Annotated in this window: 12 protein-coding genes; 4 read left to right on the top strand and 8 right to left on the bottom strand. The window is 71.1% G+C overall.

The window, feature by feature from the left end; translation table 11 throughout:
- Positions 1–10 precede the first annotated feature (10 nt).
- Positions 11–1876, bottom strand: coding sequence for an aKG-HExxH-type peptide beta-hydroxylase (locus ACFY3J_RS15315; RefSeq protein WP_384176242.1), 1866 nt, complete (start codon positions 1874–1876; stop codon positions 11–13).
- A 366-nt stretch (positions 1877–2242) separates the two neighbouring features.
- On the opposite strand from ACFY3J_RS15315, the gene ACFY3J_RS15310 reads away from it, so the two are divergent.
- From ACFY3J_RS15310 to ACFY3J_RS15300, 3 genes are all read left to right on the top strand, one after another.
- A complete protein-coding gene (locus ACFY3J_RS15310; RefSeq protein ID WP_384176244.1) occupies positions 2243–2575 on the top strand; it encodes a CU044_2847 family protein in 333 nt (110 codons plus the stop codon).
- Between the two features lie 74 nt (positions 2576–2649).
- Positions 2650–2976 carry a hypothetical protein gene (locus tag ACFY3J_RS15305; RefSeq protein WP_384176246.1) on the top strand — a complete coding sequence of 109 codons (327 nt, stop codon included), beginning with the start codon at positions 2650–2652 and terminating at the stop codon, positions 2974–2976.
- A gap of 224 nt (positions 2977–3200) precedes the next feature.
- Positions 3201–5012, top strand: a complete 1812-nt coding sequence (locus ACFY3J_RS15300; RefSeq protein WP_390841020.1) for a phosphatidylglycerol lysyltransferase domain-containing protein — start codon at positions 3201–3203, stop codon at positions 5010–5012.
- Positions 5013–5058: 46 nt separating this feature from the next.
- Here the strand turns inward: ACFY3J_RS15300 and ACFY3J_RS15295 are convergent, their stop codons facing one another.
- The 7 genes from ACFY3J_RS15295 to ACFY3J_RS15265 all read right to left on the bottom strand — a co-directional run bounded on the left by ACFY3J_RS15295 (position 5059) and on the right by ACFY3J_RS15265 (position 20337).
- On the bottom strand, positions 5059–6543 hold the full coding sequence (locus ACFY3J_RS15295; protein WP_384176251.1) for an ATP-binding protein: 1485 nt from the start codon (positions 6541–6543) through the stop codon (positions 5059–5061).
- Positions 6544–7260, bottom strand: a complete 717-nt coding sequence (locus ACFY3J_RS15290) for a response regulator transcription factor (RefSeq protein WP_263638281.1) — start codon at positions 7258–7260, stop codon at positions 6544–6546.
- Positions 7261–7443: 183 nt separating this feature from the next.
- Positions 7444–8079, bottom strand: coding sequence for a CE1759 family FMN reductase (locus ACFY3J_RS15285; protein ID WP_390841019.1), 636 nt, complete (start codon positions 8077–8079; stop codon positions 7444–7446).
- Complete coding sequence (locus tag ACFY3J_RS15280) at positions 8076–9179, bottom strand: LLM class flavin-dependent oxidoreductase (protein WP_384176255.1); 1104 nt, start codon at positions 9177–9179, stop codon at positions 8076–8078. The genes ACFY3J_RS15285 and ACFY3J_RS15280 overlap by 4 nt, the downstream gene beginning before the upstream one ends.
- Before the next feature lie 142 nt (positions 9180–9321).
- On the bottom strand, positions 9322–9528 hold the full coding sequence (locus tag ACFY3J_RS15275) for a hypothetical protein (protein ID WP_141359524.1): 207 nt from the start codon (positions 9526–9528) through the stop codon (positions 9322–9324).
- Positions 9529–9547: 19 nt separating this feature from the next.
- Positions 9548–15925, bottom strand: a complete 6378-nt coding sequence (locus tag ACFY3J_RS15270; RefSeq protein ID WP_390841018.1) for an RHS repeat domain-containing protein — start codon at positions 15923–15925, stop codon at positions 9548–9550.
- A gap of 140 nt (positions 15926–16065) precedes the next feature.
- The gene (locus tag ACFY3J_RS15265; protein ID WP_384176259.1) at positions 16066–20337 is read right to left on the bottom strand and encodes a LamG-like jellyroll fold domain-containing protein; all 4272 of its coding nucleotides are present in this window, start codon (positions 20335–20337) and stop codon (positions 16066–16068) included.
- A 311-nt stretch (positions 20338–20648) separates the two neighbouring features.
- Here ACFY3J_RS15265 and ACFY3J_RS15260 point away from each other — a divergent pair, with 311 nt between their 5' ends.
- On the top strand, positions 20649–20987 hold the full coding sequence (locus ACFY3J_RS15260) for a YnfA family protein (RefSeq protein WP_390841017.1): 339 nt from the start codon (positions 20649–20651) through the stop codon (positions 20985–20987).
- Positions 20988–21087 lie beyond the last annotated feature (100 nt).

The raw sequence follows: 21087 nt of genomic DNA, 5'->3' as shown, positions 1-21087 counted from the left end.
CAACCCCGGCTCAAGTCGCCGCGGCGAGCCAGGCGGCGAGGTCGAGGGGGGCGGGGAGTCCGCCCCCGGCGGCGGCGACGGCCCGGCGCACGCCGGCCACCACCTCGGGCCGGTCCAGGAGCAGGGCGGCCCCCGGTGCCCGGGCGGGCTCGGGAAGCGCCAGCACGGCGCCGATCCACGCCTCCGCGTCATGCGGGTCCCGTTCCGCCCACTCTGCGTAGCCGAGCGCGGCCTCGTCCGCATGGCCCGCGACCGCGGCGTACTCGGCCCGGCGAGCCGGGTCCCCGCTCTTGTCCTCCTGCCGACGTCGGCGAGCGAAGCGGTCCGGCGCCGACAGGCGGTACCGGGCGAGCGGGCCGAATGTGTCGGGGCGGATCAGGTCGGAACGCGGACGCAGGGTCGAGGTCGGCAGCTGGGGCGCCGCCTTCCCGGCCGCCCAGGCCGTGGCCAGCCGCTCCGCCGTGGGCCGGGCGATCTCCAGATGCCGCGCCCGCCACACGGCACGCCGCAGCGTGCAGTAGTGCTCGGCAAGTGCACGTGGACCGTTCGTTACGTCGTCCTGCTGCCACTCCTCGACGAGCGCCGCGATCTCGTCGACGAACAGCCTGCCCGCCTCGGTCAGGGCCTCTTCGGTCGTGAGCGAGGCGACGGCCTCCCGCACCTGCTCCCTGTACACGGCGAACTCGAAGTCGGCGCGCTGCGCCTCCGCCCCCGTCGCGTGCGCACGGTGCGTTCGCCAGAACCCGGCAACCCCGGCGAACGCGAACACTCCGTGCAGCAGGCCGAGTACCGGCCGCGGATCGCTGCGCCAAGGCGCGTAGTAGAGCCGCCTCACGCCGGGGTCACCCAGCCGGTCCTCTCCGACCTGTACCAGTTGCACCAGGCTGAGCAGCGCGTTGAGCTGCTGATGCCGGCTTTCATGGACAAGGACCGCCGCCGTCTGGGTTACGTCGTACGGCAGCGACAGGGAGACCGCGCCGAAGGCGTCCAGCGAGGACGCACTGGCCACGAGGCCGCCCCTCGTCGTGGGGAACGACCGCGGCACGAGCATCCGTACCAACGCCTTCAGTGCGGCGGCGTCCACCGGGGACTCCTCGTCGAGGAGGGCGTACGCACCGGCGAGGCGGTTCTCCCACAGCTGTAATCTGCGCTCGCCCAACCGGTCCGGGCACCTCGGGTACCGCGCGAAGTCGCGGTACGGCGTCACCGTGTCCAGCCACGGGCCCGCTGCCGTCGTGTCGTTCGCACGAGGCGTTCGGGAACGCACCACCCGCAGCGGGCGCCAGCCCGGCGACGACGTGGTGGAGAGGCGGGGCAACCGCACCTGCGCGAGTTCCCCTCGCACGACGGCGCCGTCCCCCTCCAGCCGGACTTCCGCCTCGCTCCACCGGCGCTGGGCCACCGGTCCCGCCACTCCCGCACCAGGCAGCCAGACCATGCCCCGGTGGGCCGGCACCCGAAGTACGGCGGGGACCCCGGCACGCAGTGCCGCCGCCGCGGCCAGCGCCTGGAACTGGCCGAGGTCGGCCCACCGCGGGGCCGAGGAGGACGAGGTGCCGTCCGATCCGCTGAGACGTCTCAGCAAACGCAGTGCCCAGGCCATGACGGTGGGATCGCCGAGCACGGTCTCGACCGCCTCGGGGGCGTGTCGCTGGGCCGCGCACAGCAACTGCCAGGCGGCCTGAGCCGACGGCACACCACCGGGGCGCCGCGCGGTCCGGGCAGCGTCGTCGACGCGGTCCAGCAAAGCACGCAGTATCAAGAGGAGTTGACTGCGCTGAGCCGACCGCAGCAGGTGCAGATCGGCCAAGCTCGCACGTCCCGCCGCCATGGCCCCGAGCGTCTCCCGGGAGACCCGATGGACGTCGAGCGGCATAGCCGTCACGGTTGCCACTGACCGGGCCGACGCCCGCGCAGGCAGCCCGGCCCCTCGCTGTTGCCGTCCCCGGCAAGCGTCCCGAATGCCAGACTCGCCCTGATCTCCGCCCGGCTCAACGCGCGTCGCAGTGCCGGATCGTCGCAGGAATGCAGCTCCGCCAAAGAGATCCCGGATAGATCGACGAGGTCGGAACAGAAGTCCTTCGCAGACTCTGCCATACCGTGGTTCCCCCTGACGTGGTGGTTTGGCGGCTCTGGGTGCGCTTCCATGGTGGCTGCAATGGCCCGCCAGTGGAAGACGGCCGCAGGTCATACAGCGTGGGGCCGTGCGTGGGGCCGGACGAGGCATCAGGAGGGGGCGGACATGACGCGGTTGCTGCGGTTCCCGGCGCAGGACGGTGACGGTTTCCTGGTCGTGGAGGTGGCGGAGGACGAACCGGGCGTGGTCGAGGTCTCCCGCGCGGGCGACGCGGTGGCCGACGCCGCGGCGTCGTTCGAGGAGGGCGTCGACCGGATCCGGAACGCGGCCGCGGCCGCGCTGCGCCGGCTGCGGGACATGCCGAGCCCGCCCAGCGAGGTCGGCCTGGAGTTCGGGGTGCGGTTCAACGCCGAGCTGGGCGCGGTCATCGCCAAGTCGGAGGCGGAGGCCCATCTGAAGGTGACGATGACGTGGCGGTCGGACACGGCCGGTGACTGAACCGGTTTCCCTCCGGCAGCGGCCCTACGTACTGTAGGGGGTCGGCTCGCCATTCAACCACCGACGGGGGACCCATGCAGGAAGCACGTGGTACGGGGCGGCCCGGTGCTTCGCCCGGGGAGGACGCGCAGGGCGGGCTCGGTCCGACCGTCGCCCTGCTCGTCGTCAGCCTCACCGTCGCCGCTGTCGGGGTCTATCTGCTGTGCGGCTTCGGGCTGCACAGCCTCAACCCGCGGCCGCGGCTGTTCCGGGCCGGTTTCGCCACGGCCGGGGTGATCGTCGCCACGGTGGCGGCCGGCGCGGCGGTGGGCAACCTGGCCTGGCTGCTGACGGCGTCCCGCAGACGCGCGGCCGCTCCCGCCGACGGCCGGCGCGCGCCCGCCTCGCTTCCCACCGAGTAGACCCCGGGCCTGTCCCGTCACGCCCCGCGCCTTCGTTCCTTTTCCTTACCTTTTCCAGACGCTCAGCGGACAAGATTCCGACGCGCCCCCGTTACCCTACGGAGCGTAGGGTCGGCGCCATCGCCATGGGGCGTACGACCGCCCACCCTCCGGCTGTCCGCTTCGTTCCCGCCGGTTCCGTCCCCGCCGGCTTCCCCGGCCCGCTCCGAGGTGACGTGTCACCCATGCCCGCACAGCAGTCGCTCCTCGTCCCCGCCCAGCGTGACGCCGGCGCCTCCCCCTCTCCCTCGCCGGGCCCCCGGCTACGGGCGCGGGCCGCGGCGGCCACCGTCTGGTACCTGCGGCTGCTCGCGGTGCTCAACATCGTCGCGGTGCTCTCCCTGCCGTTCCGCGAGGAGGTCCACGAACACAACGGCGGTGAGTTCTTCACGCCGTACCTGGCCACCGCGGGCCTGGTCTCGGCGGTGCTCGCGCTGTTCCTGGCCGTGGTGATGCGGCGCCGCAAACGCGCGGCCTGGGTGTTCAACCTGCTGCTCGCCGGGCCCCTGTTCGTCCTCTACGTCCTCGCGCTGACCCAGGACCGGTTCCACGACCACGTCTTCAACTGGGTCTCCGCCGCGCTCACCGGCCTCTTCGTGACCGCGCTGCTGATCGGCCGGCGCGAGTTCCACGCCGTCGGCGACCGCTCCAACCCGAGGCTCGCCCTCGCCGTCGGCGCCTGCGGCGTCCTGGTCAGCGCGGGCCTCGGCACCTGGCTGGTGGACGCCACCAACAGGGCGCACGGCGGCGCCTCCCTGACCGAGCGGATCGGCTACGTCCTGCTGCGCGGCGTCAGCGTCGGCCCGCTCGCCGACCGCATCCCCGCCGTGCACGTGCCCCACTGGGTCGACATCACCATCAACCTCGCCATGGCGGCGACCTCCCTCCTCGTCCTGTACGCCTGCTTCCGCTCCCCCCGCGGCCGCGCCCTGCTCGGCGAGGAGGACGAGAGGCGGCTGCGCGAACTGCTCGGCGGACACGGCGAGCGGGACTCCCTCGGCTACTTCGCGCTCCGCCGCGACAAGGCCGCGATCTTCTCCCCCACCGGCAAGGCCGCCGTCACCTACCGCGTCGTCGGCGGGGTCAGCCTCGCCTCCGGCGACCCCATCGGCGACCCGGAGGCGTGGCCCGGCGCCATCGACGCCTGGCTGACCGAGGCCCGCCGGCACGCCTGGACTCCCGCCGTGATGGGCGCGAGCGAGGAGGCCGGCACGATCTACGCCCGGCACGGCCTGGACGCCCTCGAACTGGGCGACGAGGCCGTCGTCGACGTCGCCGACTTCAGCCTTGAGGGACGCGCCATGCGCGTCGTACGGCAGGCCCACAACCGGGTCCGCCGGGCCGGCTACACCGTGTGCGTCCGCCGGCACGAGGACATCCCCGACAAGGAGATGGCGCTGCTCGTCGAGCGTGCCGACCGCTGGCGCGACGGCGCCACCGAGCGCGGCTTCTCCATGGCGCTGGGACGGCTGGGCGATCCGGCCGACGGCCGCTGCGTGATGCTGGAGTGCCGGGACGCCGACGGGGTGCCGCGGGCGCTGCTGAGCTTCGTCCCGTGGGGCGAGCACGGGCTGTCGCTGGACCTGATGCGCCGCGACCGCGACGGCGAGAACGGCCTGATGGAGTTCATGGTGGTCGAACTTCTGCTGCGCGCGGGGGAGTTCGGGGTGCGGCGGGTGTCGCTGAACTTCGCCATGTTCCGCTCGGTCTTCGAACGCGGGGCGCGGCTGGGCGCCGGGCCGGTGCTGCGGCTGTGGCGCTCGGTGCTCACCTTCTTCTCCCGCTGGTGGCAGATCGAATCGCTGTACCGCGCCAACGCCAAGTACCGGCCGGTCTGGGAGCCCCGCTTCCTGCTGTTCGCCAAGAGCAGCGACATCCCGCGCATCGGGATCGCCAGCGCCCGCGCCGAGGGCTTCCTCACCGCGCCCGCCCTGCCGTCCCTCGCCCGCCGCAAGGAGTCCCGGCCGGCCGGGGAGTGCACCGACGCGTCTTCCTAGAGGGCGTATCCCGTCGCCGTCCCAGTTCCTCGGGCGGTGTCCCGTCTCAGCTGCCGCGGCCCGGGTCCCGGCCCGGACCGCGGGATCCGGTCGCCGTTCCGCCCGTGTCGTGGTGGCCCCGTTCCGCGCCCGCGGTGAACCCGATCACCGATCCGCCGCCCTCGCGGCGGAAGGCGAACGGCGCGCCGCCGTGGGCCAGGGCCACCTCGCGGACGATGGACAGGCCGAGGCCGGAACCGGGCAGGGAGCGGGCGTCGGCGGCGCGGTAGAAGCGGTCGAAGACGCGTATCAGGTCGCCCGCGGCGATACCGGGCCCGCGGTCGAGGACCTCGACGCGGACCGTGCCCGGCCGGGCGGGCCCGGCGACGGCGATCTCGATGGGCGCCCTGCCGCCGCGGTCGAACTTGGTGGCGTTCTCCACGAGGTTGGAGATGGCCCGCTGGAGCATGCCCGGCCGACCCTGGATCGTGGTGTCGCCGCTGGAGCGGACCACGATGTCGCGTCCGCTGCGCCGGCGCGCCAGTCCCGCGACGTCCTCGGCGATGTCGGCGACGTCGACCCGCTGCACGGGCTCGGTGTCGGACTGCCCGGCCGCGAGGTCGACCAGTTCGTTGACCAGGTCGGTCAGCTCGCGGGCCTCCTGGGTCAGGTCGGCGACGAGTTCCTCGCGGGTGGCGGGCGGCAGTTCGTCGATGCGGCGCAGCAGGGAGATGTTCGTGCGCAGGGAGGTCAGCGGCGTACGCAGTTCGTGGCCCGCGTCCTGGACCAGGCGGCGCTGGTCCTCCTCGGACTGGGCGAGCCGGCCCAGCATGCGGTCGAAGGAGCGGCCGAGGCGGCCCACCTCGTCGTAGCCGGTGACGGGCACCGCGACGCCGAGCCGCCGGGTGCGGGCGACGCCCTCGGCGGCGGAGGTGAGGATCACCAGCCGGCGCGTGATGCGGCGGGCCAGCCACCAGCCGCACAGGCCGGCGGCGATCACCACGGCGCCCATCAGGATCAGCGTGCGCTGCTGGAGCGCGCGCAGCAGGTCCTCGGTGTCGCTGAACTCCTGGGCGACCTGCACGGCGCCGTGGCCCTTGCCGAGGGCGACGGTCGCGATCCGGTACACCTCGCCCTTGACGTGCACGTCCTTGTACTCGACGGACTTGCCGGCCTTCGCGGCGGCGGCGACGGCCTTGTCCTCGGCGGTCACGGGCAGCGGCGGTGTGCCGTGGTCGACGATCTCGCCGTGCGCGCCGAGCACCTGCACGTTGGTGCGGTTGGGCCGGACCAGTTCGTGCCCGGGACGGGAGGAGGTGAAGTCCGCGGGCATCAGCTGGTAGCGCCGTACCTCGTCCCGTACGTCCTGCACGACCTGGGTGAACACCGACTGCTGGTCCACCCGCACCAGCCGGGCGGCGGAGTTGTACGACAGGATGCCGACGAGGACGGTGACGGCGGCGGTCACCACGGCGAACGACACCGCGAACGTGGTCCGCAGCGACGACAGCCGGGGCCGCGGTCTGTCCAGCAGCCGCGCGAGGCGGCCCACTCAGTCCTCCCGGAGCACGTAGCCCACACCTCGGACGGTGTGGATCAGCTGCGGCGCGTTCGGCTCGTCGAGCTTGCGGCGCAGGTAACCCACGTAGACGGCGAGGTTCTTGGAGCCGGGGCCGAAGTCGTAGCCCCAGATCCGGTCGTAGATGGTGGAGTGGTCCAGCACGATTCCCGCGTTGCGGACGAGCAGTTCGAGGAGTTCGAACTCGGTGCGGGTCAGCTCCAGCTCGCGCGTGCCCCGCCACACCCGGCGGGCCTGGAGGTCCATGCGGATCCCGGCCGCCTCGATCTGCCGCTCGGGCACCTGCGGCTCCTTCGCCGGTACGTCCCCCGCGCCGCCCGCGCCGACGCCGACCGGGCTGGTACGGCGCAGCAGGGCACGCAGCCGGGCGAAGACCTCCTCGACGTCGAACGGCTTGACGACGTAGTCGTCGGCACCGGCGTCCAGGCCGGCGATCCGGTCGGCGGTCTCCACCAGGGCGGTGAGCATGAGGATCGGGGTGCGGTCGCCCTCGGCGCGCAGCACCCGGCAGACCTGGAGCCCGTCGATGCCCGGCATCATCACGTCGAGGACGAGGACGTCCGGCGGGCTCTTGTGGGCCTGGGCGAGTGCCTCGACGCCGTCGGCAACCGCCGTCACGTCGTAGCCCTCCAGTGTCAGGGCACGCTCCAGGGCGTGACGGATGGCACGGTCGTCTTCGGCGAGGAGCAGAGTCTGAGGCACCCGTCCAGTCTGCCAAGGCCGCAGGCCCGCGGCCGAGACGAATGGGCCTACGATCACCCTTTTTACCCGCCTCTCACCGACTCGGAGGCAACGCGGCGGGTCGCCTACCGTCCTCTCACCATCGACGGCGGCGCCCGCCCTCCCGCGGCCCTCCCGAGCAGCGGATACGCGTCACCTCCGCAGCGCCGCCAACTGCTCCTCGAACGGCACCACCGTGAACCCGCCGGCCTGCGCGTGCGCGGCCTGCTCCGGCACGGCGGCCCGCTCCGGCCGCCGCCCCGCCGACAGCCCCGTCATCAGCGCCGCCAGTTCCCGCGCGGCCCGCGCGATCCGCTCGGGCAGGCCTTCGGCGCCCCAGTCCTCCGAGGCGGCGTAGACGCCGGTGGGGACGACGACGGCCTTCAGATACGCGAAGAGCGGGCGCAGCGCGTGGTCGAGGACCAGGGAGTGCCGGGCGGTGCCGCCGGTCGCGGCGATCAGCACCGGCTTGCCGGCCAGCGCGCCCTCGTCCCGTACCCCGAGCACGTCGAAGAAGGACTTGAACAGTCCGCTGTAGGAGGCGGAGAACACCGGCGTGACGACGATCAGCCCGTCCGCCTCCGCGACCGCGTCCAGCGCGTCCGCCAGGGCCGGGCCGGGGAAGCCGCCCGTGAAGTTGTGCGCGATCTCCACGGCCAGGTCCCGCAGTTCGATCACCCGCGTGTCCAGCGACCCGGCGTGCTCGGCGGTCGCGGCCGCCAGCCGGTCGGCCAGCAGCCGCGTGGAGGACGGGACGCTCAGCCCCGCCGAGACGACGACGAGCTTCATACGGTGCTCACCTCTTCCTCGTTCCCGGACCGGCTCGCGGCCAGCAGGGAGCCATGGTTCGGCGCGTCCGGCACGTCCGCCGGGCGGCCCTTGGCGAACTCCTCGCGCAGCACCGGCACGACCTCCTCGCCGAGCATGTCGATCTGCTCCAGCACGGTCTTCAGGGGCAGGCCCGCGTGGTCCATCAGGAACAGCTGGCGCTGGTAGTCGCCGGCGTACTCGCGGAAGGACAGCGTCTTCTCGATGACCTGCTGCGGGGAGCCGACGGTCAGCGGGGTCTGGGCGGTGAAGTCCTCCAGGGAGGGCCCGTGTCCGTAGACCGGCGCGTTGTCGAAGTAGGGACGGAACTCGCGCACCGCGTCCTGGGAGTTCTTCCGCATGAACACCTGGCCGCCGAGCCCGACGATCGCCTGCTCGGGCGTGCCGTGCCCGTAGTGGGCGTACCGGCTCCGGTACAGCTCGACCATCCGCTTGGTGTGGTCGGCCGGCCAGAAGATGTTGTTGTGGAAGAAGCCGTCGCCGTAGTACGCGGCCTGCTCGGCGATCTCCGGGGAGCGGATGGAGCCGTGCCAGACGAAGGGCGGTACGCCGTCCAGCGGGCGGGGCGTGGAGGTGAAGCCCTGCAACGGCGTGCGGAACTTGCCCTCCCAGTCGACGACGTCCTCGCGCCACAGGCGGTGCAGCAGGGCGTAGTTCTCGACGGCGAGGTTGATGCCCTGCCGGATGTCCTTCCCGAACCAGGGGTAGACCGGCCCGGTGTTGCCGCGCCCCATCATCAGGTCCACCCGCCCGTCGGCCAGGTGCTGGAGCATCGCGAAGTCCTCGGCGATCTTCACCGGGTCGTTGGTGGTGATCAGGGTGGTGGAGGTGGAGAGGATCAGCCGCTCCGTCCGCGCCGCGATGTAGCCGAGCATGGTGGTCGGGGACGACGGCACGAACGGCGGATTGTGGTGCTCACCGGTCGCGAAGACGTCCAGGCCGGCCTCCTCGGCCTTCAGCGCGATGGCGACCATGGCCTTGATCCGCTCGCGCTCGGTCGGCGTACGCCCCGTGGTGGGGTCCGGCGTGACGTCGCCGACGCTGAAGATCCCGAACTGCATGGCCACTCACCCTCCAAGTTGTTGACGGTTCAACTATAGCTGCCCAACCGTCCCCGCCCCGGAAGTATTCCGCCCGGCCCGCATGCGACGACCGAGGTGTGCCGGGACAGCTCCCGGCACACCTCGGTCGCGCTACGGCCCGCTACCCGAGCGGGAAGGACGTCACGACCCAGACGACCCCCACGAGGGCGGCGAAGACCCCGACCAGCCGGATGGTTCCGGTGGTGGCCTGTCCCGGGTTCATGAACGAGGTGAAGAAGGCGTGGATCCGGGTCGCGATCCCCCCGAGGTCCGCGATGAGGCAGACCCCGAAGGCGATCAGGGCGATCCCGATGATCAGACTGAACACGTGCGGACCTCTCTGGCTGTCATCGGGTGAACCATCTGCCGCTCCACGTCCTGTTCACGCCGGCGTATCCCTCGTACTCAACACCCAGTCCGATGCCCAGCTCAAGCGAGGTCACCTGCTCCCCCCGGGAGTTGTACGTGCCGATGGCGGTCTCGTGGTTGACCGTGCCACCGAGGCCGCTGAAGAAGGACGCTCCCACGTCGCGGCCGTTTCCGGCGAACTGGCTGATGTCGTCCGCGTTGCTGTGGAGCGTGGAGACGTCACCGCTGAATCCGAAGCCGAACCCGCCGACGCTGGCGGACCTCGTCCACCCGAAGTCCACGTGGCCATCCGGCCTCTTCGTCATCACGAGGCAGCCGGAGATCTCACCGGTGACGAAGAAACCTCCTCCCAGGCTGGCGCACGAACCTCTGGAGTCGTCCATTCCGAGGGCGCCGAACGCCGCCCCCAGGAGCCTCTCCTTGAAGCCGCCGGGCGTCGTGGCGAACGAGTCGGCCGCACGCTGGTACCACTTCTTCTGGGATTCGGGCTTGGGGCTCGGCGGGGCGGTCTTCAGCCAGCCCTTGGGAGCCGACTTCGAGGGCGCGAGATTGCGGCGGCCCGGAGTACCGCCGAGGCCGGTGGGCTTGGTCTTGCCCTTGACGAGCACGGGACGTGATCCGCACCGGCAGGCCCGGACCGGACCCTCGGAGCCGCTCGACTTCGAAGCGCTGCTTCGGACGTTTCCGGGCCCGCACTTCTCCCAGCCGTCACGGCACTGCGTGCCGTCGGGGTTCATCCTGATGGCCCCGGACGGGTCGCTGTAGGTGACGGGGTTCCCGCCGGCGTAGCCGTAGCCGTTGAGGCTCTGCGGGTCGCCGGTGTCCAGGACGGGGTCGACGGAGAGGAACCGGCCGGTGGCGGGGTCGTGTTCCCGGGCGCCGAGGTGGGTCAGGCCGGTGACCTGGGTGTCGTCGGTGCCGCCGACGAAGCCCTTGGTGCCGGGCCAGGCGTCCGGCTCGGTGCCGCGGGTGCCGCCGAAGGGCAGGGTGCGGCGCTGGGTGAGCTTCTGGGTACCGGCCTCGATCGCGAGCTGGGCGGTGCCGTGGTGGTCGGCGAGGGTGAAGGAGACGGTGCCGTCGTCGCTCTTGACGGCCTGGTTGCCGTCGCCGAGGTCGTAGTAGCGGGTGGCCTTGGGCGTGGTGGAGCCCTTGGCCAGGGTGATCTCGGTGGCGCCGAGGTAGAGGGTGGTACCGGTGGGGGTGCGGCCGATCAGGCGGTTGCCCTCGCTGTCGTAGAGATACTCGGTGACCTTGTCGCTGCCGCCCGCGACGGGTTCGGTCACCTTCGCCAGGTGGCCCTCCGTGTCCCATTCCAGGCTCTGCGTGGTGCCGCCCACGGTGCGGCCGGTGGTGTTGCCGGTCTCGTCGTAGCCGTAGGAGTCCTTCACCGTCCCCGTGGGGCCGGTGCTGGTCACGGAGTTCAGCGTGTGCGGCTGGTCCTTGCCCGCGTCGGGGTAGGCGTAGGCGCGCTTGACGTCCTTGGCCGCGTTCCCGGTGGGGTCGTGGAGGGTTTCTGTCGAACGGTTGTTCGCCAGGTCGTAGGTGTAGGAGTGCCAGTACGGGGCCGGGCCGCCGAGCACGCTGCCGCTGGGTGCGGTGGCGCAGCCCGTGGTGGTCTGGGTCCAGGCCTCGGTCAGGCGGCGCACGTGGTCATAGGTGAAGCACTGGTTGTCGGTGCCGGAGCGGGAGACGTCCGAGACGGACAGGACGTTGCCCGCCTCGTCGTAGCGGTAGGTGCTGTTCTGGTCGACCCCGGCGATGTCCTGGCGGTCCACGCGGGAGGTCGCCAGACGCCGGGTGCCCCACTCGTAGGTGTTGGTGGCCCAGGTGGTCTTGCCGCCACTGGTGTTGGAGATCGCGTACTGGAGGGGCTTGCCGGTGAGGCTGTAGCTGGTCTCCGCCTTGAAGCCGTCGCCCAGCAGGGAGATGGGCCGCAGCGTCTCCGGATCGTACGTGAACGACTGACTGCCGCCCGGGAGCGAGCCGGCCGCGGAGAAGCTCACGCCGCCGACCAGCCCGGAGGTCAGGTAGGAGGTACCGCTCTGGTAGGTGCCCTTCAGGGCGCCCTCCCGCTCGGGGATGACCACCGCGGTCCTGACCGGCCGGTAGAGGCGGTCGTACTGGGTGACCTTGGTGGTGTAGGCGGCGCCGTCGACGTAGCGGGTGGACTCGGCGAGCTGCCCCTTCGCGCCGCTGACGGTGTCGTAGGTCCAGCCGGCGCGCAGGGTGCCGGTCGCCGAACCCTCGCGCAGTTCGGTCTTGCGGCCGAGGTCGTCGTAGCCGTTCCACAGGACCGGGGTGCCCGGGCGGGCGTCCTTGGTGGTGACCAACTGGCCGCGGTCGTCGTACTTGTTGGTGGTGGTGCCCTTGTCGGGGTCCGTCGCCGTCAACTGGCGGCCCATCGGGTCGTAGGTGTACGACCAGTTGTTGCCGGCCGGGTCGGTGAGCCTCAGCAGCTCGCCGCGCGGGGTGTAGGTGTACTTGGTGGTCTCGTAGGCCGCCTCCGCGCTGCGGGCGACATGCTGGCGCAGTTCGGTGGTCCGGCCGCGGGCGTCGGTGACGGTGGTGGTGGCGGTGCCGCCGACCGGCGGGATCACCGTGGTCCGGTCACCACCGTAGATCGTCCTGGTGGTGCCCAGCACGCTGCCGCCGTCGCCGTTCCCGGCGATCTGCCTCGATTCCGTCTCGCGTCCCAGACCGTCGTAGGTGTACCGGTTCTGGCTCTCCACTCCCAGCGCGTCCTCGGGCTTGAACAGCGTGGTGGAGGGAGCGCCGGTGCTGTAGTAGGTGGCGAACTCCTTCGCGGTCAGGCCGCGTTCGTCGTAGAAGGTGTCGGTCAGCAGACGGCCGCCGTCCGGGCCGGGCTCCTGGGTCTGGCGGGTGCGCAGGAAGCCGTCGTAGAGGGTGTAGGAGGTGCGCTGGGCGCCGTTGTTGCCCAGCGTCCTGGTGCCCACGGCGACCGGCCGGCCGTCGGTGACGGTGTAGGTGTACTGGTAGGTCGGGGTCTGACCGGTGAGCCGGTCGGCCAGCCACACCTTGGCCGTGCGGCCCAGGGCGTCGTAGGCGTAGTCGACGGAGTTGCTGTTGGTGTCGGCCTCCTTCACCGGCACCCCGCGCAGGATGTCCTGGGTGGTGGTCGTCGTCTGGGCGGTGGTCGCGTTGCCCGCCTTGGCCGGGGGCGTGGTCACCTTCACCGTGGTGGCGAAACCGGTCGCGGGAGTGTATTCGGTCGTGGTGGTACGGCCGTCCTTGCGCGCTGCGCGCGTGACCGTCCCCGTCGCCGTGGCGGTCACGTCGGCGGTCAGGTCGGTGCTGGTCAGCTCCCGGCCGTAGGAGTCGTACGTGGTGCCGGACTCCAGGTAGAGGGCGGTGGTGCCGTTGTAGTCCTTCAGCGCCGCGCTCGCCGTCGCGTCGCCCTTGGTGGGAGCCGCGTCGTACGCGCCGCCGTCGTAGGCCGTGCGGACGTCGGAGATCACGTCCGCGGGACGGCTGACACTCGCGGTACAGGCCTTCGCCACCGTCTCCACCCGCGAGGGCAGGTTGAGGATGTTGTCGGTGGTGTTGGTGGCGTAGGTGGTGCGGGTGCAGGTGTCGTCGGTCGCGGTGCTCGTGTCACCGCGGTCCTCGACCTGGGTGACGCGCCCGGCCACCGTGTCGAACTCGTTGAGGGTCTCGGTGGTCCGCCACTTCACGCCCGCGCCGTCGTCCAGCGACGTCCACGACGAGGTCGACTTGGTACCGGTGAAGTTGGCGGTGACAGTGCCCCAGCTGCGGGTCTTCTTCGCCGTCTGGTGGTGCCAGGGCCGGTCCACCGTCTTCTCCAGGACCTTGCCACCGGGGCCGGAGTAGCGCACGGACTTGTAGGCGAAGCCGGCCGCCGACTCGTGGTCGGTGATCGGATCGCCCTCACCGGCGCCCAAGGTCACACTCACCGACTTCGTGCCGCCACTGGCGTCCTTGCGGTCGCCGTCCATGCCCCGCAGGAAGTACGTGTCCTCCTGCGACCTCATCGCCGACGCGCCGCCCTGGCCACCGGTCTGCACCCGGACCTGACCGTAACCACGCCACTGCGACCAGGTCTTGAACTTCTCCTTCGTCAGCCCGTCGTCATCGTCGTAGTGCCAGGCCGCACCACCCAGATACTGGAACGTGCTGACCTCGTCCGGCGCCCCACCCGTGCGGTCGGTCGCCGTCACGGACGTGACCACGTACTTGTTGAACCACTGCTGCTCCGGATCGGCCGACGAACTGCCGCCGAGGTACTGCGGGAAGCAGCGCGTGCTGTTCGACTGCGGTGTCGGCAGCGCGGCGAAGTCACAGGCCGGGGCGGAGTAGTTGACGTCGATCTGGCCGCCGTACTCATCGGCGACCGTGGACAGGCGGGCCTTGATGAACGGCGGGTAGCCGTCACCGGTCCGGTCCAGGCGGTTGGCCAGTTGGGTGTAGGCGAAGGTGGTCTTCGGCAGGGTGACCGCCGGGGTCGCGGTGTGACCCGTGCGCTGGATCGAGTCGAGCAGCAACTGGTAGTCGGTGTCGGCCATGCCCCAGCGGTGGGTCAGCTTCCAGGAGTCGACGGGCTGGTAGGCGCTGCCGTCGAAGACCTGGGTGGTGATCTCGCTGAGCCGCTTGCGGGTGAAGAACACCGGGAAGAGACGGCCCTTGTCGCAGTCCTTGCCCGCCTCGCAGTTCAGGTCCCACGGCGTGTCGTACCAGTACGCCGCGTCCTTGCCGATGTCGGTGCAGGTGGTGGAGGCGTCGGGCAGGCAGCGCTCGGCGTCGGTGAAGCTGACCTTGGCCAGCGCCTTCGTGCCGTACATCGAGGAGGACTTCAGACCGTACTCGATCCGGTCCAGCGTGCCGCCGCGGACATAGGGGGTGTTGTCCTTGGCCTTCAGGTTGCGGCCGTAGGAGTTGGTCTCCTGGTTGTAGTAGTAGGCGATGGCGTTGCCGTGCACGTCGACGGCGTAGTCCAGGTTCCACCGCCAGGCCTGCTGGCACCAGGAGTCGGCGAACGCCGCGGCGTGGCAGGGCTCACCGGAGTCGTTGCCGAACACCGGAACCGTCCAGGCGGAGTTCGTCACCGGCTTGCCGTCCGTCCAGCCCGGCAGCCGGTTGTAGCCGAAGTAGTAGCGCGTGCCGTCCGGGTCGGTCAGCCGCCAGTACTCCCCGTCGTTGTCCCCGTTGCCGCGGCCGCCGGAGGTCAGCCGGTCGATCCTGGTGCCGTCGTCGTCCTTCAGCTTCCACGAGTCGGTGCCAGTGGGGACCAGCTCGCCGCCCTTGCCGTTGAACGTGATGAACGCGTTGTCGTACGCCCAGCACAGGTCACCGGGCTTGCTGCCGTCCGCGTTCTTCACTCCGTCGTCGGCACACGGCTTGTACCGCCGCTCGATGGAACCGGGCCACAGGCTGAAGCCGTCACCCACCCACGACGCCTGGTTGTTCGTGGCACCGGTGCGCCCGTCGACGGAGCCGGAGGAGTACGACAGACCGAGGCTCGGAGCCAGTTCGCCCGGCACGTCCGGCACCGGAATGTCGTACGACCAGGAGAAGTCACCCGTGTTCAGACTGGTGCTCCAGGTCGCCGAGGGCGACAGCGGCGTCGCGGTGTAGTCGCCGCTCGCACTCTGCGCCTCCGCCACCGCCGCGAGCACCGTCGGAGCGGCCGCGCCGAGCGTCACCCCCTGCGCGGTCAGCGTCTGCTTCTCGGTGTCGTTGACGGTCTCCACCGGCACGCTCGTACGGCAGCGGGCCTCCTCCGGAGTCGTCAGCGCACACGCGGGCAGCTCCACCAGAGTCAGCCGGGAGGCATAACCGCCACCGAACGCCCCCGCAAAACCGGAGTAGTCGAGCCGGGCGCGCAGCCTGCCGGGCTGGGACTGCTTCCGGTCGTCGCCGGACCGCAGGGTGAACAGCACGCCGTCGACACCGGCGTCCTCGGCCGCCCTGCGGCTGAGAACACGGGCCTCGACCTCACCCCGGGCGGAGTTCTTGCCCGCCCCCGGCGGGACGTCCAGCGACAGCGGGAATCCCTTGGCCCGCGGCGCCGCGGACGCGGCGCTCCCGCTTCCCGCCGCGGGCAGCTCCACCGACGTGCTCGCCGCCGCCGGCCAGACCGCGTCGGGCGCCTTGCCCGGGGTGCGCGGCCCCTTCGTCAGGGTGCGGGGTTTGACGCTGCCGGCCGAGCCGGGAACCGGCCGCTCGGACGACGGCAGCGCGGGGCGGCCCTTCCCGTTCTCCGCCGCGGCGGCGGACTGTGCCGTCAGTCCCTGCACGAGCGTGCCGACCATGACCGCGGCCGCGGTCAGCGCGGTACCTCGTCGCAGCATGCCGAGCCACTTGCTCGATCTGCCGTTCATCCTCTACTTCGCCCTTCACTGCGAGCCCCGCCCCGTGCGCACGGCACGGGGTGGGGCGAAAGCTGGATGCTGGATGCCGGTTGCCAAGCCGGGGAGGGCCGTGGCCGGCCGCGGAGGAAGCAGGCCGGCCACGGAGAGGGTCACTGGCCGCCGGGAACCTCGGTGGCCATGCCGAACTGGCCGGTGGCCAGCTGCCTGACCTGCGCCTCGGTCAACGTGCCTTGGAAGGCCCACACGTCGGACACCGAACCGGGCCAGTACGCCCCCCATGTGCTCGGCCCGGTCAGCGCCCGGCCCAGCTGCAACGGACGTGTCGCGGGGAACGACAGCACGTCGTCCGCCCAGGAGACCCGGTCCGTGCAGGCGGAACCGTCCGGCGTGCCGTCGCCGTCGGCGCACCCCACCTCTTCGAGCTCACCGTTCACATAGAGCTGAAGCTGCTTGGTGAAGCCGTCGTACACCAGGGCCAGGTGGGTCCAGTCGGTCGGGCTGAAGAACTGGCCGTTGTCGACCTGGGCGACCGTGGCGCCGGTGCTGTCGGCCGACGCCACGGCGATCCGCCATCGGCCCGGATCCCGGTCCGGATCGGCACTCGGCTCGTACCGCACCGCGAACGCGTCCTGTGTCGCCCCCGGCATGCTGAGCAGGGCAACGCCCTTGTCCGGGACGGCCGCCGCCTGGGCCCAGGCGGTGACGGTGAAGCTGGCGCCGGTGTCCACGGGCACGGCGGACGTCACCCCGTAACCGTTGACGCCGTCGAGGCTCACGCCGCCGTCGACCCAGCCGAAGTCGAGCTGCGCACCGCCGTACAGCGTCATGCCGTTGCCCGACGCGGACGCGTCCGGCGTCACCAGCGGGGAGCCCGACGCCGTCTCGAACGTCCAGCGCCCCTTGACCAGCGGACGCTGCCGGAACAGTTGCTGGGCCTCGTCATCGGTGACCGGGCGGTCGAAGAGGCGTACGTCGTCGATCTCCCCGGCGAAGTAGTCGACGTACTTGCCCGTCCAGATGGTGCGGCCGACCTGCACCGGCCCCTGGGCCTCCCAGGTCTTGGGCGCGGCGGAGCTGCCCTGCAACTGCCCGTTGACGTACAGGCGGATCTGCTGGGCGTCGACGTCGTGGACCGCCATCAGATGGGTCCACGTACCGGGCTGCGCCGGCTGGTTGGCCCGCACCCGCTGATCACGGATGTTGCCCGACTCCACGTCCTCCAGCGAGGTGCGCAGGCTCCACGTGTTCACCTCCCCCTCGTAGGAGAGGTAGAACGGGCTGTAATAGGTGCCGCTCTGGCTGAGCACCGTGCGATTGCCGCTGGTGCCTCCCGCGGGCAGCTTCGCCCAGGCGGAAACGGAGTACGAGCGGGCCGTGTTGAGCACGGGCAGGTCCGTGGCCGCGTAACCGCTGGTCCCGTCCACCTTCAGGGCGTTGCCCGCGACTCCCTTCACGCCCAGGTTCGCGCCGCCGTGCAGGGTCAGCGGCTGCCGGGCGGCCGTTCCCGCCGCTTCCTGGGCGGTCGCCTCCTCGTCCAGCGGGAAGACCGCGCGGGCCGGACGGCCGGTCGTGAGCTCCTGGTCCTGGTACAGCCGCCCGGCCTCGGCCGCGCTGACCGCCCGGTCGAAGATCCGCAGATCGTCGACGGTGCCCGGGAAGAAGGACTTGTGGACACCGCTGTAGATGCCGGCGCCCAGCTGGAGCCCGCGGCGGGCCTCCCAGGCGGTGGTGTACGCGGTGGCACCGGCCTGCGTGCCGTTCACATAGAGCCGCAGCTGCTTGGCCTTGCCGTCGTACACGCCCACCAGATGGGTCCATGCGCCCGCCTTGGCGTCCCCGGGCGCGGCGGCCATGGCCCGGGCGATGGAAGCCCCCGCGGTGTCGGAGGTGTACTGGTTGAACACCCACCGGTCGTAGGACTGGGAGTAGTACAGCTCGAAGCCCGGAGAGTGGTTGCCCGGCTGGGCGGCGATGATCGCCGCTGACGTCGGCATCCGGTCGAGCCGCGCCCAGGCCGCCACGGAGAAGCTGTCCGAGGTGTCCACCACGGTGAGGTCGGAGTCGGCGTACCCGGACGTGCCGTCGAAGTGCAGACCGGTGCCCTTCCTGCCCGCGGCGCCCAGCGCGGCGCCGCCGTGCAGCCGCACGGTCCGCGGCGTGGTCGTGGACACGGCCGTGGTGGCCCCGGCAGCCTCGTCCAGCTGCCACATCGCCCGCTCGGGCTGTCCGGCCTTGACCCGGAACTGGTAGGTGCGGACCTCACCGGCGTTTCCGGCCTGGTCGAAGGCCTGCGCGGTGACGAAGTTCAGTCCCGGCTTGGCCGGCAGCATGCGGATGCTCTTCGCGGCGCCCGCGGACGTGGTGACCGCGTTCTTCGAGGTGGGGTCGCCGTTGATGCCGTACCAGTACTTGGTCACATCGGTGTCGGCGGCCTTGAGCTCGAAGGTGCCGTACTTGCCCAGCCCGTCGTACCACGGGTCCTCGGGGTCCTCCGGGTTCGAGGCCGGGTACTCGCCCGAGCTGATCGACGGCGCCTTCGGCACCTTCGTGTCGTAGGAGAAGTAGCAGGCGGTCGGGTCACCCGAGGACGACCACGGCGAGTACTGCGCCCCGTCGTAGCTGCGCGCCTGCCAGTAGATCTGCTTGTTCTGCGGCACGGAGGTCGGCAGGCTGATCGAGAAGCTGGACCCGGACTTCTTGTACGAGGTGAGCGCCGGCTTCCACCGCGCGATCACACCCTTGCCGTCCCCGGTGTCCCACGACGCCTGGAACTCGACCGCGACAGTGTCGCCGTCAGGGTCGGTGACGCTGTTCGCGTAGATCTTGCCCAGCGTGCGCACCCGCGCCGCCTCCGCGGGCTTCTTGCACGTGCCGCCGTACTCCATCGTCAGCTGCGACATCTTGATCTGCGGCGGCGGCCGGTTGTACTGCACCCGCAGATACGCGTTGTCCGAGAACCGCTTCCAGGCGTAGCCGTCGGTCTCACTGGCCGCCTGGAGCCCGAACGTCATCGTGGCGCTCTTGTTGTTGGCGGCCGTCTGCACCGCCGACTTCACGTCGAACTCGGCGTCCTTGGCCGCGCAGCCGGTGTAGCCGTAGGCGAAGGACTTCGACGCCAGCTGCTTGATCCAGAAGCCCGAGGCGTTCTGGCTGTTCCACGTTGTCGAGGAGGAGATGTCCTTGGTCTGCCACAGCTCCACGCTGCGCGCGTTGCACGAAGCCGACCACGTGTTGCGGACCACGAACTCCGCCGACAGGATCGACTTCCCCGCGAACGTCGACACCGGAATCCGGTAGAACAGCCGCTTGGTGTCGTGCGGGGCGCAGTAGTCCCAGTTGCAGTAGCCCAGACCGGCATCCGAGGCGCCGTTGAACTTCCACTGCGGCGACGAGGCCCAGTACTTCGACGCCATCGTCCACGCCGACGCCTTCGGCGTGTACCACTGCGGATCGATGTAGACGGGGTAGGTGGTGTCCTCGCCCTTCAGCACGTCCGCGTCCGGGGTCAGCACCAGCTCGTCCTGCCGGGCCGTCACGTCCACGCCCACCGGCGCGAGCTTGCCCGACTCGCCCGCACCCGGCTCACCACTCGCCTCCTCCGGCGCCGCGGCCTGCGCGCCGAGCGTGGCGACACGCGACTGCGCGGGGCCGGCGGCCTGCTCCCCCGCGCTGGAGTCCCACATCATCGGCTTCGGCGCCTCGAACACCGCGCCCGCCGCGCCCTTGTCGACGGCCTCCAGACCGCCCTCGCCGGTCTCCCGCACGTCCAGGCCCGACGCCGACAGCTTCAGCCGCAGCTCGGCCAGCTCCTCGCTCGCCGCGGCCTTCGCCGACTTCACCACCAGCAGCTGCGTGAAGCCGTCCTCCTGCGCGGTCATCCGCAGGTCCACGTCCGGCAGCACCGACGGATACGTCGCCACCGCCCCCTCCAGCCGCGGCTTCGGCAAGGCCGTCGGCCACGACAGGCTCAGCTCACGCCCCGCCCGCCGCATCCGCACCAACGGCGCCGACCCGCCACCGGCGGAGAACTCCACGTCCACCGTCGCGGCCTTCGGCGCGACCATGCCCTCACCGGTCGCCACCAGGCTGGTGTCGACATGCTTCCAGCCGCCCTGGCCACGGGCCCACACCGGACGCAGATACTCCCGCGCCTCCAGATTCCCCTCCGGCGTGGCGAACACCTCACGGCTCTCCCCACGCCGGGCGGAGATCTCCACCGGCTTCCCCGTCCGCCTGGCCTCGGCCAGCGCGTCCGCCTCCGACACACCACCCTCGGCAGGGGCGGCCTCCGCGCTCCGCGGCGCGGCCGGCACAGCCGCCGCGGCCTCACCGCCTCCCAAGGCCGGAATCACTCCCACGGCCAACGTCACGCTCAGCAGCGCTCCGAAGGCCCTGCTCCCGCCCCGCAATCCAGTCCACATCCCCGCTACATCCCACCCATGGCGCTCTCACAGTTGACTTCCGTATCTAAAACGGGCAGGCAAAGGGAGCGTCAACAGGAAGGAAAAGGACATCAGTTGCCCAAGGTCAACAACCGGATGTGATCAACCGTACGTTTAACGACGGCAGTACAAGACCGGCCATTTTCATGGCTTGTTCATGACTATTCGGATTGGCTCCCGCCATCCCGGGGCACTCGAAGTCGCCGGCCGACACGTGTCACGTTGTGTGACCGAAAACGGTCGGCCGGACCGCCCTCTTCCCGGCAGAGGCTTCGTGCGAGGCTGCCCTCATGCTGATCCTCCGTTCCGCCGCCCTCTTCGTCGTCGCCGCGCTGTTCGAGATCGGCGGCGCCTGGCTGGTATGGCAGGGCGTTCGCGAGCACCGCGGCTGGATGTGGGCAGCCGGCGGCGTCCTCGCGCTCGGCGCGTACGGCTTCGTCGCCACCTTCCAGCCCGACGCCCACTTCGGCCGCGTCCTCGCCGCCTACGGCGGGATCTTCGTCGCCGGTTCGATCCTGTGGGGCATGGTCGCCGACGGCTACCGGCCCGACCGCTGGGACGTGACGGGCGTGCTGGTCTGCCTGGCGGGCATGGGCGTGATCATGTGGGCACCACGGAACGGCGGCTGACACTCGTGGGCTTGATCCGCTTTGACGGACATCGGAGATCAGGGGCTTCGGCCCCGGAAGGATGATGTCCATCATGGAGAGCATGGGGAAGAAGAAGCCG

Source organism: Streptomyces sp. NPDC001231, assembly GCF_042896885.1.
Taxonomy (GTDB): Bacteria; Actinomycetota; Actinomycetes; order Streptomycetales; family Streptomycetaceae; genus Streptomyces.
The sequence above is the reverse complement of the archived record's forward strand: the minus strand, read 5'-3'. Positions and strand labels throughout refer to the sequence as shown.